General features: G+C 73.7%; 14 protein-coding genes. 2 read left to right on the top strand and 12 right to left on the bottom strand.

The features are described from left to right. Positions 1–14: 14 nt before the first annotated feature. Entirely contained in the window at positions 15–323 is a 309-nt protein-coding gene (locus ACIQVZ_RS31295; protein WP_402454563.1) for a hypothetical protein, read from the bottom strand. Between the two features lie 98 nt (positions 324–421). Next, positions 422–829, bottom strand: a complete 408-nt coding sequence (locus tag ACIQVZ_RS31290; protein WP_402454561.1) for a hypothetical protein — start codon at positions 827–829, stop codon at positions 422–424. 537 nt (positions 830–1366) lie between these two features. On the opposite strand from ACIQVZ_RS31290, the gene ACIQVZ_RS31285 reads away from it, so the two are divergent. Next, a complete protein-coding gene (locus ACIQVZ_RS31285; protein ID WP_402454558.1) occupies positions 1367–2515 on the top strand; it encodes an alpha/beta hydrolase family protein in 1149 nt (382 codons plus the stop codon). Between the two features lie 28 nt (positions 2516–2543). Here ACIQVZ_RS31285 and ACIQVZ_RS31280 read toward each other — a convergent pair whose 3' ends face one another. The 10 genes from ACIQVZ_RS31280 to ACIQVZ_RS31235 all read right to left on the bottom strand — a co-directional run bounded on the left by ACIQVZ_RS31280 (position 2544) and on the right by ACIQVZ_RS31235 (position 14889). Further along, complete coding sequence (locus ACIQVZ_RS31280) at positions 2544–3590, bottom strand: hypothetical protein (protein ID WP_402454556.1); 1047 nt, start codon at positions 3588–3590, stop codon at positions 2544–2546. Next, the gene (locus tag ACIQVZ_RS31275) at positions 3587–4525 is read right to left on the bottom strand and encodes an ABC transporter ATP-binding protein (protein ID WP_402454553.1); all 939 of its coding nucleotides are present in this window, start codon (positions 4523–4525) and stop codon (positions 3587–3589) included. The genes ACIQVZ_RS31280 and ACIQVZ_RS31275 overlap by 4 nt, the downstream gene beginning before the upstream one ends. Before the next feature lie 31 nt (positions 4526–4556). Continuing rightward, positions 4557–4964: a GntR family transcriptional regulator gene (locus ACIQVZ_RS31270; protein WP_063350485.1), complete on the bottom strand. Its 408-nt coding sequence runs from the start codon at positions 4962–4964 to the stop codon at positions 4557–4559. A 93-nt stretch (positions 4965–5057) separates the two neighbouring features. Next, on the bottom strand, positions 5058–6449 hold the full coding sequence (locus tag ACIQVZ_RS31265; RefSeq protein ID WP_402454549.1) for a DUF2079 domain-containing protein: 1392 nt from the start codon (positions 6447–6449) through the stop codon (positions 5058–5060). Between the two features lie 170 nt (positions 6450–6619). Continuing rightward, positions 6620–7222, bottom strand: coding sequence for a TIGR03086 family metal-binding protein (locus ACIQVZ_RS31260; RefSeq protein ID WP_402454546.1), 603 nt, complete (start codon positions 7220–7222; stop codon positions 6620–6622). Positions 7223–7430: 208 nt separating this feature from the next. Continuing rightward, complete coding sequence (locus tag ACIQVZ_RS31255) at positions 7431–8186, bottom strand: SDR family NAD(P)-dependent oxidoreductase (protein ID WP_402454543.1); 756 nt, start codon at positions 8184–8186, stop codon at positions 7431–7433. Positions 8187–8480: 294 nt separating this feature from the next. Beyond that, the gene (locus ACIQVZ_RS31250) at positions 8481–9245 is read right to left on the bottom strand and encodes a transglycosylase family protein (RefSeq protein ID WP_402454540.1); all 765 of its coding nucleotides are present in this window, start codon (positions 9243–9245) and stop codon (positions 8481–8483) included. A 552-nt stretch (positions 9246–9797) separates the two neighbouring features. Continuing rightward, positions 9798–10466: a response regulator transcription factor gene (locus ACIQVZ_RS31245; protein WP_350883806.1), complete on the bottom strand. Its 669-nt coding sequence runs from the start codon at positions 10464–10466 to the stop codon at positions 9798–9800. 130 nt (positions 10467–10596) lie between these two features. Beyond that, the gene (locus ACIQVZ_RS31240; protein ID WP_402454565.1) at positions 10597–12246 is read right to left on the bottom strand and encodes a sensor histidine kinase; all 1650 of its coding nucleotides are present in this window, start codon (positions 12244–12246) and stop codon (positions 10597–10599) included. 84 nt (positions 12247–12330) lie between these two features. After that, entirely contained in the window at positions 12331–14889 is a 2559-nt protein-coding gene (locus tag ACIQVZ_RS31235; protein ID WP_402454537.1) for a SpoIIE family protein phosphatase, read from the bottom strand. Between the two features lie 94 nt (positions 14890–14983). On the opposite strand from ACIQVZ_RS31235, the gene ACIQVZ_RS31230 reads away from it, so the two are divergent. Beyond that, positions 14984–15313: a DUF4326 domain-containing protein gene (locus tag ACIQVZ_RS31230; protein WP_350883810.1), complete on the top strand. Its 330-nt coding sequence runs from the start codon at positions 14984–14986 to the stop codon at positions 15311–15313. The last annotated feature ends 54 nt before the right edge of the window (positions 15314–15367 follow it).

Genomic DNA, 15367 nt, shown 5'->3' with positions numbered 1-15367 from the left:
CAGTTGCGCTCGCGTCACGCACCACGGTTTACCGGAACTGGACCCGCTGCGAAGGTAAATCGCGCAGATTGATCACGACCGAATACGCGCCCTAGGTCGTCCCGCACTTTTGCCGCGGTGCACAACTCACTGCCCTTGTGCACCAGTTCGACGCGCCATTCGAGGCCTGCCGTTGTTCCGCGTTCGACGGTGGAGAGCACGTCGAACGGCGGACTCGGAGAGGAGGCCCCGGCAGCGCAGGCGGTCAGTAAGGTAAACGCTGTGATCAGCCCGGCACAGCCGGACATGACCTTCGACACCAGGCCGTTCCCGTGGATGCCCACACGAGATCGGTTCCTTCCTCTCGGTCTGCCCGGCCGGGTGGACCGCCCGGCGGACCGACAAGCCGTGAGGGCCGGATGGTCCACCCGTACCGGCCGGTTCAGGAGTCGAACCCTGCGCCGGAACACTTGGCGGGGAAGCCGTTGTTCTCATTGCTGTCCTGCCCGTACCAGCGGACGTAGTACGTGGTTCCGGGCGAGGTTGCCCCGTAGAAGGTCTGGTACTGGTAGGCCCCGTCGGCCGCCCAGCTCTTCGTGGACCGGATCTTCGTTCCATCGGATCGGACGAGTTGCACATAGAACAACGTGGCGCTCCAACCGCCGCAGGCAAATCCGCCGAGTGTCACGTTGTTACTCCCGGCGGTGCCGTCGCGGCCGGCGTGATAGCTGCCCAGCCCCCATTCGTTCCACGCACCGCCCGCCTGTGCGGGCGCCGCGGAACCCAGCGCACCGAGAAGTGCGCCGCTGATGACGACGGCAGTAGAAGCCGTCCGACCGTGAAATCGCATGGAATTCCCTTCGATGATGGAGGGAGCGGAAGGGCTCGTCCTCGGTTCGGTCCCGGAATGCTTCGCGGGTTTTACGGACCCGCCAAGTTGCCCGACGAGCCGGTGGATGTCCCACCGTGAGGCATGTCGGATTGTCCGTCCACCAGAAGTCGGCAACACCCAGGTGAGCGGCGGACAACCCGATTCGGCCGCGGACAAAGCAGGGGGCGCGGGGTGGGTGTTGGAGGTCCGCAGGGGCGACTCAAAGGGGAAGACCGAGCAGGCGGATGCCCTGGCCCGGTTCGTGCGGGAGGTGGCATCTGGGGTCGCCGTTCGCGAGCTCGCTCAGCGGCACCAGGCCGGCAAGACCAGTTGGAGCGAGTACCGCTCCGGAGAGAAGGACATCCCGTGGCACCTGCTCAAGCAGGTGGTCCACCATCATGTGGCGGACCCACGGGCTCGGGTGGTGCTGGCGGAGTGCGCTGCCCACACCACTCGTTCTGAAACGATCAGTTAGGCTGATCGAACCTCAACCAACCCACCACCGAGGGATGTTGGATGATCAGGCGCCGTTCACTGCTGGCACTCGCGGGCCTCGGCGGCGCCGCAGTCCTGCTGCCCGCCGGGCCCGCCCAGGCCGCCCAGACCACCCGGTCGCGCACCATCGACCTACCCGCACCCACCACCGGTCACCCGGTCGGCACGACCACCCTGCACCTGGTCGACCGCGACCGACCGGACCCGTTCGTGCCCGCCGCCGGCCCGCGTGAGCTGATGGTGCAGCTCTGGTACCCGGCCCGCGCCGCCGCCGGCCGCCCCCGCGCGCCGTACACCACACCCCGGGTCGCCGCCGCCATCGATCAGCGGCTGCCGCTGGATCCGGGCACCATCGCGGCCGTCCGCTCCACCGCCCGCACCGACGCCCCCGCGCTCCCCGGCCCGCTCCCGCTGCTGCTGCTCGGCCACGGCCGCACCGGCTTGCGCAGCAACTGCACCGCGCTGGCCGAGGAGTTGGCCGCCCACGGCTACCTCGTCGCGTCGGTCGACCACACCTACGACGCCCTCGCCGTCGAGTTCCCGGACGGCCGGCTGGTGCGCACCGTGCTGGAGGACGAGCCGGCCGACTGGGAGGCCGCCGAGCGCCGCGAGATCGCCGCCCGGGTCGCCGACCTGCGCTTCGTCACCACCGAACTGACCGAGCGCCAGGGCCGTTTCCGCGTCGACGGCGGCCGGATCGGCGCGCTCGGCCACTCGATGGGCGGCTCGGCGGCCGCCGAGGCGATGCGCCAGGACGAGCGGTTCCGGATCGGCCTCAACCTGGACGGCGGCCTGTTCGGCTCGCCCGTTCCCGACCTCGGCCTGGACCGGCCCTTCCTCCTGCTCACCTCCCTCGCCGACCACGAGACCTGGCAGCGCTGGCGCAGCCACCAGCACGCCTGGGGGCGCCAGTTGCACACCCTCGGCGCCGGCCACCTCAGCTTCACCGACCTGCCGCACGCCGCCCTCCCCGGCAACCTGCCGGGCCACCTCCCCGCCGACACCTACGCCGCGCTGCTCGGCACCATCGACCCGGCCAGGGCGACCGCGCTCACCCGCGCCTACACCCTGGCGTTCGCCGACCACTTCCTCCGCGGCCGCCCCGCTCCGCTCCTCGACGGCCCGTCACCGCGCTTCCCGGAGATCGAACTCCGCTGGAGCCGCGACTGACGCCCGACCGGCGCCACGGCCTCGGGCGTCAGGCCCGCCGGGTCGCCCGCAGCGAGTTGCCGTCTCGCCGCACCCGGAGGAAGAGCACCGTCAGCGCCACGACGGTGAGCGCCACCAGGATCCCGGCCTCGACGAGCTGGATCGGCACGAAGTGCCCGACGGGGTGGTACTCGATCCAGTTGCTCGTGGCGCCTTCGCAACCCCTCGTCCGGTCGCCGTCCCAGCAGAACTGGTCCGGGGCCCACCGACCGTCCTGGAGCACGACCCCGCGGTCGATCAGCCACGCGTTGGTGGGCTGCCCGAAGTAGACGCCGTGCGGGGCCATCTCCTTGACCGACGGATAGAAGGAGGCGCGGCCCCACCGGAGCAGGCCGTGGACGACCGCCACCAGGACGCCGGTGACCAGGACCGAGGCCACTGTGCGCCGCAGCAGTTGCCCGACCAGCAGACCCAGCGCCAGCGCGAACAGCGACCAGGCGACCGGCACCACCCCGAGGGCGGGATAGGTGAGGCCCTGGAACGGCGGATCGAAGGCGAACGGGCGGCCGCCGATGTCCGCGCGCCACACCCAGGTCGCCAGGACGGCGAGCACCGCACTGGCGGTCAGCACCACCATCCCGGGCAGGGCGATCCGCGCGGTGAGCCAGCGCAGCGGGCTGACGGACTGGGTCCAGGCGAGGCGGACGGTTCCGCGCTCGTACTCCTGGGCGAGCATCGGGGCGCCGAGGAACATGCCGATCAGCAGGGGGAACGCGACCAGGGCCGGCTGGAGCCAATTGGTGTACAGGTAGGTGCGGCGGGTGATGGGCGAGACCATGCCCTGGCAGCCGGCGTTGGACCAGCTGGCCACGTCGGAGCACTCGGCCTGACGCAGATCCGACATCAGCGGCTGGACGGAGAAGTGCAGCCAGAGCAGGGTGGCCGACGCGGTGACGACCAGGGCGGCGATCGCCCACAGCGCGGTGCGGCTCTGACGCCAGCTCAGCCAGAGCAGGCCGCCCGGGCGGGGCGCGGTCCGCGGCTCGCGCGGTGGCGCCGCGGTGGTGGCGCGATCGGCCAGGACGTTGGTGCTCATGCGGCGATCCCGTTCTCGGTCGTCCGGGCCTGCGTGCCCGGCCCGGTGGCGGCCCGGGCGCTGCCGGCCGGGGTCCGGAGGTAGCCGAGCAGCAGTTCCTCCAGGCTCGGCCGGCCGCTCTCCCACGGGCCGTCGACCGGATCGCCGGTGCGGACCAGCGCGTCGATCCGGCGGCCGGTGGCACGCTGTTCGACCAGGACGTCCTCGGGGAGCGCGCTGCCGGCCGGGCCGGTGAGCAGTCGGTGTCCGTCCAGCAGATCCTCCACGTCGCCGCAGAGCCGGATCCGCCCGGACTGCACCAGCAGCAGGTAGTCGATGACGCCGTCCAGCTCGGGGATGATGTGCGAGGAGACCACGATGGTGGTGCCGCGCTCGGCGGCCTCGGCCATCAAGGTGCCCATCAGCTGGTGCCGGGCGAGCGGGTCGAGGTCGGACATCGGTTCGTCGAGCAGCAGCAGGTCGGGGCGCTTGCCGAGGGCGAGCGCCAGGGCGACCCGGGTGCGCTGGCCGCCGGAGAGCGAGCCGATCTTCGCCCTCATCCTCAACTCACCCTGATCGATGACCTGTTGAGCGAGGTCCTGGTCCCAGGACGGGTTCAGCTCCCGGCCGAGCCGCAGGGTGTCGGCCACCGTGAAGCCGGGGTACAGCGGCTTGTCCTGGGCCACGTACGCGACCCGGGCGCGCAGGTCCTCGGTGGTGGCGGGCTCACCGAACACCCGCAGCTCCCCCTCGGTGGGGGTGAGCAGCCGGGCGGCGATGCCGAGCAGGGTGCTCTTGCCCGCACCGTTGGGGCCGGCCACCCCGCAGATCCGCCCGGCCGGGACGGCGAAGGCGCAGTCGCGCAGCGCCCACTCTCCCCGGTAGCGCTTGCCCAGGCCGTCGGCCGCGAGCGCCGCCGGAGCCCCCGGTGCCGCCGTTGCCGGTGGTGTGTTCATCGGGTCGTCCACCCGGTCCCCCCACTGTCCTCTAACTCGGTGTTTCCGGGGAGACCCCGGTGTCGAATCGCTGCTCCAGGACGGAGGCCATCAGCGCGGCGATGTCCTCACGCTCCAGTCCGACCTCGCGGGCCCGGTCCACCCAGCCGACCAGGTCTGCGCGCAGCGGCCCGTCGGCGGCCGCCTCCGGCCGGGCGAGCGAGCGCCGGACGAAGGTGCCGAGCCCCGGCCGGGGCTCGACCAGGCCCTCGCGTTCCAGTTCGCGGTAGGCCTTCAGCACCGTGTTGGGGTTGATCGCGGTCAGCTCGACGACCTCCCGCGCGGTCGGCAGCTTGTCCCCCGGCTGGAGCAGGCCGAGCCGCAGGGCCTGCTTGGTCTGCTGAACGATCTGCTGGTAGGTGGAGACGCCACTGCGCCGCTCGATGCGGTACTCGATCACACGCGATTCGACCTTTCACTAGTCCAATAGTGGAATAGTGACCCACTGCGGCGCCCGGGTCAAGCCGGACCGGGGGCCCGGCGATGCGGACGGTCAGGGCCGCCGCAGCAACAGCAGGGAGTCCTGGTCGACGACCCGCCGGTAGCCGCGCTGCTCGTACTCGACCAGCATCCGGGCGGTGTCGGCGGTCGCGCACGGGGCCTGCACGCTCGGGTCCGTCCGGTCCACGGCCACCCACTCGGGCCCTGGCCCGGTCGGCGCCCGGCAGACCAGGGTGACGGTGGCCCGGCCGGTCAGCTGCGCGGCGAGGCGGTTGGAGGCGGCGACGGTCGCGCCGTCGGGTATCGAGCCGAGCAGCGCCCGGGTGTGCGCGAGCCGGGGCGAGGTGCGCCACGCCTCGGGCATCACCACCTCGTGCAGCGGATAGACCGGCACCGTCACGGCCGCCACCAGGGCGCTGACGGCCAGCGCGCGCCGCGCCCGACGCGGGTCGGTACGGGTCAGGGCGTCCACCAGCGCGGCGAGCACCAGCGGCATCAGCACCGCGCTGTAGTGGTAACTGACGCCCCAGTAGTGCGGGTTGGCCGAGAGCAGCCGCCAGCCCAGGGTGGGCACGCAGAGCAGGAGCAGCGGCGAGCGCAGTCCGAGGAAGCCCGCGGTCGCGGCGAGCAGGAAGAGCAGCAGCCACTTGACCGGGGGCCAGCCGATCCGGGCCGCCAGCGCCCAGGGCGAGGGCTGCCCGCCACCGTCCAGCTGCTGCCAGTAGTCGAACCCGCCGTGCGGATTGAACGAGGGCAGCACCACCGTCACGGTGAGCACGGTGGCCGCGAGCCCGACGCCCGCGAGCACGAGCCCCGGCAGCGGGCCGCGCCGGCCGCGCCCGCCCCGGCGGGCCCGCCAGGCGATCAGCAGACCGACGGCGGCCACGGTCAGGCCGAGGTCCTCCTTGACCAGCAGCAGCGGCAGCGACCAGAGCGCTGCGGCCAGGTGGCGCCGCCGGCCGAGCGCGGTGGCCGCGAAGGCCAGCAGCGGTACGGCGAAGGCGATTTCGTGGAAGTCGTCGCTGGCGGCCCGGACGATCCCCCAGGACGCCCCGGTCACGCATCCGATCACCAGCGCGACCCTCGGCCCGCCCACCTCGTACGCCCACCGGGTGAGCGGCACGACCGCCAGCGCCATCAGCAGCGCCTGGGCGACCAGCAGGGTGACGGCCCCCGGGAACACCCGGTAGACCGGAGCGAGCACGGCGATCAGCGGGTGGAAGTGGTCCCCGAGCAGGTGGTAGCCGGGCCCCTTGAGCGGCACGATCGGCGCCTGTCCGTGCGCGTACGCGCGGATGGCCTGCTCGAAGATGCCCAGGTCGTAGGCCTTGCTCAGGCCGCGCCGGTAGCGGTTGACGGCGACGCAGGTGTAGAGCGCGGCGAACCCGGCGGCCAGGCCCCAGGGCAGGACGGCTGGTCGACGCGGCGGACGGAACAGGCGCATCGGCAAAGTACCCTTTCACTATTCGATTAGTGGAAGGGTGGTGGAAGGGCACACCGTCGTCAACCCCGGTCCGGCCGCGCCGACCGGGCCTCTGACCTGCCCGGATGCGGTCCGCTAGGTGGGTGATGCGGAGCTTGTGGGACCCGTGGAGCCCGCCGACTCAGTGGGACTCAGGGCCGCACGGCCTCCGGGTCGCGGCCGAAGAAGCCGGCGAGCCGGTCGTACGGCGGGGCGTCCTCCGGCACGGCGACCTCGGGACCGAAGGCGTGCTGCTCCTCCTCGGCGCTGCGGTACTCGGGCGTGAGGGCGCCGCGGGCCCAGGCCAGAGCGGCGAGGGCCACCTCATGGTCCAGGCCATCGGTGGACTGGTCGGTGGCATGGGCCAAGTCCCAGTCATGGACGGCGAATTCGGCGATCTGCTGGTCCACCGGGAAGCGGGCCGGCAGGGCGCCGACACCGGGGACCTCCAGCGTGCCGGTGAGGTCGCCCGCCGCCCGCCAGGCGTCGACCAGTTCCTCGGCGCCGGCCTCGAAGGCGTGCAGCCAGTCCTCCTCCACCCGTTCGAAGGGCTGCGACCAGTCCGGCTGCCCGCCCTCGGCCCGGACGGTGAACTGCCGCAGGTCGAACAGCAGATGGCTGACCAGGTCGCCGACGTCCCAGGAGCGGCAGGCCGTCGGGTGCCCGGCCAGCTCGACGCCGACGCCGTCGATCAGCCCGGCGGTCTGCGCGAGGGCCCGGGCGAGCAGCTCGATCGGGTCTTCCGCTGCGGTCATGGCACACCTCTCGGTCGGGAGCGCGTCGCCGGCGTGGCCGGGTGCGGTCGGGAGCACCGCTCGGACCGGGCGATCGTAAACGCGTCCGTCGACGACCGCCCGCCGCGACACCGGCCCGGTGGTCGGACCACCGGGCCGGTCTCCGTACTGCGACGTGCTGCGACGTGCTGCGAGCCGTCAGGCCCGGACCGTCAGGCGGCCCTGGCCGTCAGGCCGCGAACCCGCCGTCCACCGCGAGCTCCGCGCCCGTGACGTACCGGCCGTCCTCGCCCGCCAGGTAGGCGACGGCGGCGGCGACGTCCGTGCCCGTGCCGAAGCGGCCGAGTGCGGTCAGGCTGCTCTGGGGCTCGGCGGCCTCACCGTCCATCGGGTTCATGTCGGTGTCGATCGGGCCGGGGTGGACCACGTTCGCGGTGATCCCGCGCGGGCCGAGCTCCCTGGCCAGCGCCTTGGTCAGGCCGATCATCGCCGCCTTGCTGAGCGAGTAGACGGTGGCGCCGGGGAAGGCGACCCGCTTGGCGACGCAGCTGCCGATGGTGACGATCCGCCCGCCGTCGGCCAGGTGCGCGGAGGCGGCCTGGGCGAACAGGAACGGCGCCCGGACGTTCACCTCCAGGACCCGGTCGACGTCGTCGAGCGCCAGGTCACCGATCGGGCCGAGGACACCGACGCCCGCGTTGTTCACCAGGACGTCCAGCCGCCCGAACCGCTCCGCGACCTGCGCGACCACGGACTGCACCGCCTGCGGGTCGGCGCAGTCCGCGCGGACCGCCCAGCCGCGGCGCCCCATCGCGGTGATCTTCGCCGCGACCTCCTCGGCCCGCTCGGCCCCACCCTGGTAGGTCAGGGCGACGTCGGCACCGTCCTCGGCCAGCCGCAGCGCGACCGCCGCCCCGATCCCCCGGCTGCCACCGGTCACCAGGGCCACCTTGCCGTCGAGCTTCGCCGCACCGTTCATCGTCATATCTCCAGAACTCCTCATTCGGATGTGATCCGACTCGTTCCGATCAGAACCACCGGTTCCGACCTCGGACATGACTCGATCCTGGGCCTCGGCGCCGGAAAGCTCCGGCGGTATTCAGACATCGCGTTCAATCTTCAACTATCTCCCGAAGCCGCTGCTCGCGCGACCTCACGCCCGCTCGCACGCCCCCTCCCTCACGCCCGATCCCGGAAACGCACCCGGCCCCGGAAACGCGCCGGGCCGAGCGACCGACCCCGGGGAGGGGCGGCCGCTCGGCGCGGGTGCGAGGAGGTGTCAGACGGTCAGGGTCTGGCCCGGGAAGATGAGATCCGGGTCGCCGCCGATGGTGCGGGCGTTCTTGTCGTACAGGTTGCCGGTGTCGGTGCCGAACTTGGCCGCGATGCCGCTCAGCGTGTCGCCACTCTTGACGGTGTAACCGCCACCGGAGGTGTTCTTCTCCGAGGACGGCGCCGACTGCGCCGGCTTGGCCGACTGCTGCGGCTTCGACGCCTCCTGCTGCTTCGGCGTCGGCTTGCTCTTCGGCGCCTGCGGGACCTGCGGCGCCTGGGTCCTGGGCGTCTTGGCCTTGGGCGCCGGCTTGGCGGCCGGCTTCGAGGGTGCGGTGTCGGCGGTGTCGGTGGTGTCGACGGCGGCCGGGGCGCCGCCCTTGCTCAGACCGGCCTTCTTGGAGCAGACCGGCCACGCGCCGGGCCCCTGCGAGGCGAGGACCTTCTCGGCGACCGTGATCTGCTGCGCCTTGCTGGCCTGGTGGGCCTGGGGGGCGTAGGCGGTGCCGCCGTACGCCCTCCAGGTGCTGGGGGTGAACTGCAGTCCGCCGGAGAATCCGTTGCCGTTGCTGATGCTCCAGTTGCCGCCGCTCTCGCACTGGGCGACGGAGTCCCAGCTGGAGGCCGGGGCGGCGGAGGCCGAGGTGGCCGTGACGAGGCCGGCCACCGGCAGGGCCGCGACGGCGGCTCCCGCGACGACCGCCATCCGCACGCGGTTGCGCTTGGTGGCGGTGGTGTCGGTGGCAGCGGCGGTCTCGTGACGGGAAGTCATATAAGTCCTCTCGGCAAGCCCCGGGCGGGCAGGCGGAACCAGACCCATGACGGGCCGACGGTCGCGCTCACCTCGCTCGACGGGCGGCCGGACACGTCTGGGACGCGCCGTGCCGCCCCGGCCACCTCCACTCGCCGACGACCTGTTCGAGCTGGTCGCGTCGGCGGGCACGGCCCTCGCGCCGGGGGTCAGGTCGGCGGGCCGTGCGTCGGGGTGAACCCGGGTGGTGCTCGTTGCACCGCCAATGAAGCTACGGGCCACCTCGGGGTGCAGCAAGCAATTCTTGGTCTCCGCAGGTCAGTTGACTGTTACCGGCGGTATCGATCAAGGAGACGTGCCCAGTTCGACCGGGTTTGACCGCATTCTCAAGATCAACTGATCAACTTTCACGCCCCCCTTCACCTCTGTCCACCTGTGAGGCCGAGCACACCATCCACCCACCGCGACCACTGGCTGACGCACCGTCACCACCAAAGCCGGAGTTCCCCGTTCCGACGGGCCGTTTGGTGGCATCCGCCACACCCGACACGCTCCGCGACCGGCCGGACGCTCTCAGTCCCGGGCGCCGAGCTCCGCGTCCCGCGCCAACAGCGCCGCCTGCACCCGGTTCTCACAGCCCAACTTGGCCAGGATCCGGCTGACGTACGTCTTCACCGTCGCCTCGCTCATGTGGATCCGCGCCCCCGCGTCCGCGTTGGACAGCCCCTCGCCGAGCAGTTCCAGCACCTCCAGCTCGCGCGGCGTCAGCACCTCCAGCCGACGCCGGGCCTCCGCGCCCCGGGCGGCCGCCGAACCGCTGCGCCCGGAGGCCAGCGAGTCGACGATGTGCCGGGTGGCGGCCGGGGACAGGAAGGCGTAGCCGCCGGCCGCCGCGCGCACCGCCTGGATCAGCTCGTGCGGCGCCGTGTCCTTGAGCAGGAATCCGGCGCCGCCCTCGGTCACGGCGCGCAGGACGTTCTCGCGCTCCCCGAAGGTGGTGAGGATCAGCGCTCGCGCGCCGGGCGCGACCCTCGGCAGCTCCGCGAGCGCCGTCAGCCCGTCCATCACCGGCATCTGGATGTCCAGCAGCACCACGTCCACCCGGTGCGCCCGGGCCAGCTCCAGCGCCTCCCGCCCGTCGGCGGCCTCGGCGACCACCTCGATGTCGGCGGCAGAGCCCAGGATCATCCTGATCCCGGCGCGGATGAGCGGCTCGTCGTCGGCGACGAGGACTCGGATCACGGCTGGTCATTCCCCTCGAACGGTGCTGCGGCAGGAACACCATCCTCACATCCGACCGAACCCCGCGCCCCACCCGGTCGGAGCGGCCAGGGCCGTCAGAGCCATCAGGGCGTCAGGGCGGTCAGGGCCGTCAGGACTTCGTGAGGTAGTGCTCCTTCTCCACCAGCACCCCGTCCTTGAAGCAGAACCGCACCACGTTGTCCTGGCCCCAGGTGTCGCTGAGGTCACCGGACAGGTACCAGCGGCAGTGCGAGCCCTCCGGGACCTTGGGCCCGCTGCCCTGGTAGTCGTCGGTGAAGAAGGTGTTCCCCGGCGGCAACCGGTGCAGCACGTCGGCCTCCGGCGTGCCGACCTCCAGCCCGTCGTACACCGACTTCGGCACCGTCGCGTCGCCGGTGCCCTGGACGAAGGCCACCACGCCCCAGATCAACAGCCCCAGCACGGTCAGGCCGACCGCCCCCACCCCGACGGCGCAGCCGATCGCCGGGCTGCGCCGCCCGTCCTCCGCCCCGGCGACCGGCGGCAGGCCGTCCAGCACCCAGTCGTCGACCCCGGCGATCGCCGCGGCCCCGTCGCCCGCGCCCTCCGCCCCCTCGTACGGCAGCACGCCGGCCAGCCGGAACCCCTGATCCGGCGTCGGCCCGGCGTGCACCATGCCGCCGACCAGCCGGGCCCGCTCGCGCAGGCCGGTCAGCCCCTGGCCGCCGCTGACCGCCGGGCCCGCGCCGGCGCGCACGCCCACGGGCTCCGGCGCGCACGGATTGACCACCTCCACCACCAGCGCGTCCGGCTCGTACCGGAGCGCGACGGTGATCGGCGCGCCGGGGGCGTGCTTGTGCGCGTTGGTGAGCGCCTCCTGCACCATCCGGTACGCCGCGTGGTCCACCGCGGCGGCCAACGGGCGCGGCTCGCCCTCCCGGGAGAAGGAGACCCGCGCCCCGGCCGCCCGCGAGGAGTCGACCAGCCCCTCGATCCCGTCCACCCCGCCCCGGGCCGGCACCGCGTCCGTCACCGGCCGCACCGCCGTCGACTCGTCGTGCAGGACGCCGACCACCTCGCGCAGCTCGCGCATCGCCGCGACCGCCGCCTGTCGCAGCACCCCGACCGCCTCGCGCTGCCGGTCGTTGAGCGTGCGGTCCACCTCCAGCGCGCCGGAGTGCACGGAGATCAGCGCCAGCTGGTGGCCCAGGCTGTCGTGCATGTCCTGGGCGATCCGGTGCCGCTCGCGCAGCCGGGCCTGGTGCACCACCATGACCCGCTCGCGCACCAGCTGGTCGTTGCGCTCGCGCAGCGCGTCCAGCAGGGCGCGGCGCTGAGCCCGGTAGCGGCCCCACAGCGCGGGCAGCACGGCGACCAGCAGGAAGCCGCCGAGCGAGAGCCCGACGATCAGTTTGGGCGAGGCCGAGCCGGCGTCCTTCAGCACCCCGGTCACCATGAACAGCAACCAGCTCAGCACGAAGGTGCCGACCAGCGCGGTGACCTTGCGCAGCCTCGCCCCGGCCGACCAGCCCGCGCAGACCAGCAGCGGCATCGGCCCGACGGCCCAGCCGGCCGCGGCCGAGGTGAGCACCAGCACGGTCGCCGGGAAGGCCGGCCGCAGCACCCACAGCAGCGCGACCCCCAGCCCCACCAGGACCGGGTGCCCGGCACCGGCGGCCACCTCCAGCAGGGCCGCGGCGCCGCCCATCAGCAGGGCCACCGCGCCCTGGCCCACCACCCGCCGGGGCGGCCAGGGCCCGGGAAACGCCGTCCGTACCGCCTTCTTGCAGGCCCGCGCCATCGCATCCACCCGTCGAGGCTATCGGGCCGCGCCGCCCGGCCGCCGCCACCGTTCGTCGCCCCCGCCCCCGACGAAAGTCGCCGCTCACGGAGCTCGGGGCACCCCTGCGGGCATGCCTGTGAAGACGTCCTCACCGAAGGCCATGAGCAGCAGCGCCACGTCGTCCACCCGGTGCGAGGAGCCGACCTCGCGCAGGATCCGTTCCGCCAGCAGCTCCAGGCCGTCCGGCCCCTGCTCCTCACCGCGCCCGAGTGCGGCCCGCAGCAGGTCCACCCCCTGGTCGATCGCCACCGCCGGATCCTCCACCAGCCCGTCCGTGTACAGCGCGACCACCGTGCCGGGCTCCAGGAGCAGCTCGCTGACCGGGTACTCGGCCCGCTCCTCCACACCCAGCAGCGGCCCGCCCGGCACGTACAGCGCCTCGGCCCACCCGTCCGGGAAGCGCAGCACCGGCGGCAGGTGCCCGGCCCGGGAGATCCGGGCGCGGCCGTCGGCGGGGGTGAGGCGGACCAGGCAGCAGCTGGCGAGCAGTCCGGGGTCGAGGTCGAGGAGGAGCCGGTTGGTGCGGGCGAGCACCTGGTCGGGCGGGTCGTCACCGGTGGCGAAAGCGCGGACGGCGCTGCGCAGCTGGCCCATGGTGGCGGCCGCGCCGACGCTGTGGCCCTCGACGTCGCCGATCACCAGGGTGACGTCCCCGCCGGTGACGATCGCGTCGTACCAGTCGCCGCCGATCTCCATGCCCTGGGTGCCGGGCAGGTAGCGGGCGGCGATCCGGATGCCGGGCACGTCCGGGAGGCGGTGCGGCAGCAGCGCCTGCTGGAGGCCGCGGGCCAGGGCGAACTCGGCGTCGTACAGCCGGGCCCGTTCCAGGGCCTGGGCGATGAAGCCGCCGAGGGCGGTGAGCAGGCCGCGGTCCTCGGCGGTGAAGGGGCGCGGCCGGTCGAAGCCGAGGATGCAGCTGCCGACGGGGTGGCCGGAGGCGATCAGCGGCAGGAAGGCCCAGGCGCCCATCTCGTCGAGCGCGAGGCCGGGGTAGGCGGCGGCGAGTTCGCGGACCGATTCGAAGAAGATCGGGGTGCCGGTGCTCAGCGTCTCCGCGCCGGGGATGCGGGCGGCGACCGGGGCGCCCTCGAAGCCGTCCAGGAAGCCGTCCGGGTAGCCGGTCTGCGAGATCAGGTGCAGGTGCTTGTCGCGCACCCCGTAGATGGCGAGCTCCTGGCCGCCGAAGGCCGGCAGGATCTCCTCGGCCACGGCCCGGCAGACCTCGCGCACGGTGACCGCCTCGGTGAGCGCGCTGGCGAGCTGGAGCAGGTGGTAGGTGCCGCCGATACCGGCGGGGGCGTCGGTCCGGGGGCCGCCGCGGGCCGTGGGCGGCGGGGGCGCGGCCCGCGGCTCGGCCGCGCCCGGCGGGGCTTCGGCGGCCACCACCCGGCCGGTGACTCCGTGCGTGTCGGGGTAGAGCGAGAAGGCGAGCCAGCCGTCCGGCGGCCGGGCGGCCAGGAAGGCGGTGGGCTGCTGGGAGAGCAGGGCGGCCCGGTAGCGGTTCTCGAAGAAGGGGTCGGCGAGCCAGGGCAGCACGTCCCACAGGTGGTGGCCGACCAGGTCCTCGCGGCGTGCCTGGAGCAGTGGCTCGGTGGCGCGGTTGGCGTAGCTGACCCGGCCGTCCGGGTCGAGTGAGAAGACGCCCTCGCGCAGTCGCTCGACGGCGGCCGCGGCCGCGGTGAGGGTGCGGGCGTCCAGCACGGCACCGACCAGATGGGTGCGGCCGTCCGAGATCGCCGCGGGCACCCTCGCCCAGAGCTCCACCGGGTGCGGGTGGCCGTCCGGCCCGAGCACCCGGACCCTGGCCGCCAGCACCTCGCCCCGGGCCAGGGCGGTCCGGGCGGCGGCCCGGAACCCGGGCAGGTCACCGGGGGCGATCCGGCCGCCGAGGGCGGCCAGCGTGCCGTCGAACTCGTCGGGTTCGAGACCGAAGATCGCGAGGAACTGCTGGTCGGCGGCCAGCGCCCCGGTGGCGACGTTCCAGTCGAACATCCCGAGCCGGCAGGTCGGCGCGGACGGCGGCGGCAGCTCGACCACGGCCGCGTCGCCGCCCGGCTCCACCGGGTGCCCGGCCGCCGCCAGGCCCGCCAGCCCGGCGGCCAGCCGCCCGGCCACCTCCGCCAACCGCGCCGGGGCACCCTCCGGGACGCCGTCGTCGGAGGCCGGCCAGAACACGCTGAGCACCCCGAACCGCTCCTTGCCGCTCGCCACCGGCACGCAGGCGGAGGCGAAGTCGTACGGCATGCCGACGGCGAGCTGCGGGAAGCGCCGCATGGTGTCCTCGGTGTCGGCGAGGGTGATGGTCCGCCCGGTGCGGAAGCTGACGGCGACGGGCAGCGGCCCGGCGGCGGCGATCCGCCGGAACGGCCTCATGATCGACAGCGGTACGCCCGCGATCGTGCAGAGCACCAGCGAGCGGCCGTCCCGCGAGCGCAGGTACACCATCGCCCCGTACGCCCCGGTGCCGCCGAGCGCCCCGCGGACGGCACCCGTCAGCAGGTCGTCCCGCTCGGCCGCCGCCGGGGCGGCGTCGGGCTCCAGCGGCCGGTGCGGGCCGGGCGGCGCCGCCCGGTCACGGCCGCCCGCGTGCGGATGGCGCATGCTCTTTTGCTACGCCGGGCCCCGGGGCGTGTCAAGGCGAGCCCCCGGGGGCCTCCGGATGCCCGTCGGCCCCGGTTGCGCCACCATGGGCGGCATGCCGACCGCCTCCGGCCGCACCACCGTGGTCAACCTCAAGGGCCACCGCGACGACCCCTCCTGCGCCGACGTCGTCTACGTCGGCCGCGCCATGCACCGCGGCGGCTGGCACCTGCCCGAATCCCCGCTGCACTGCCCCTACCGGCCCGGCCCCGACCTCACCCGCGAGCAGATGGTCGCCGACTACCGGGCCTACCTCCTCGCCCGCCCGGACCTGCTCGCCCTCGTCCCGCCCCTGCGCGGCCGCCGCCTCGGCTGCTGGTGCGCCCCGCTCCCCTGCCACGCCGACGTCCTCGCCGACCTCGCCGACCGCCCCCCGCACCACTGACGGGCGCACGCCTCACGGCCCGGAGAGACCGGCCTCCACCACGGGTCGGGGATT

This window comes from Kitasatospora sp. NPDC098663 (genome assembly GCF_044760075.1).
Lineage (GTDB): Bacteria > Actinomycetota > Actinomycetes > Streptomycetales > Streptomycetaceae > Kitasatospora.
This window is presented reverse-complemented; position numbering and strand designations above follow the sequence as displayed.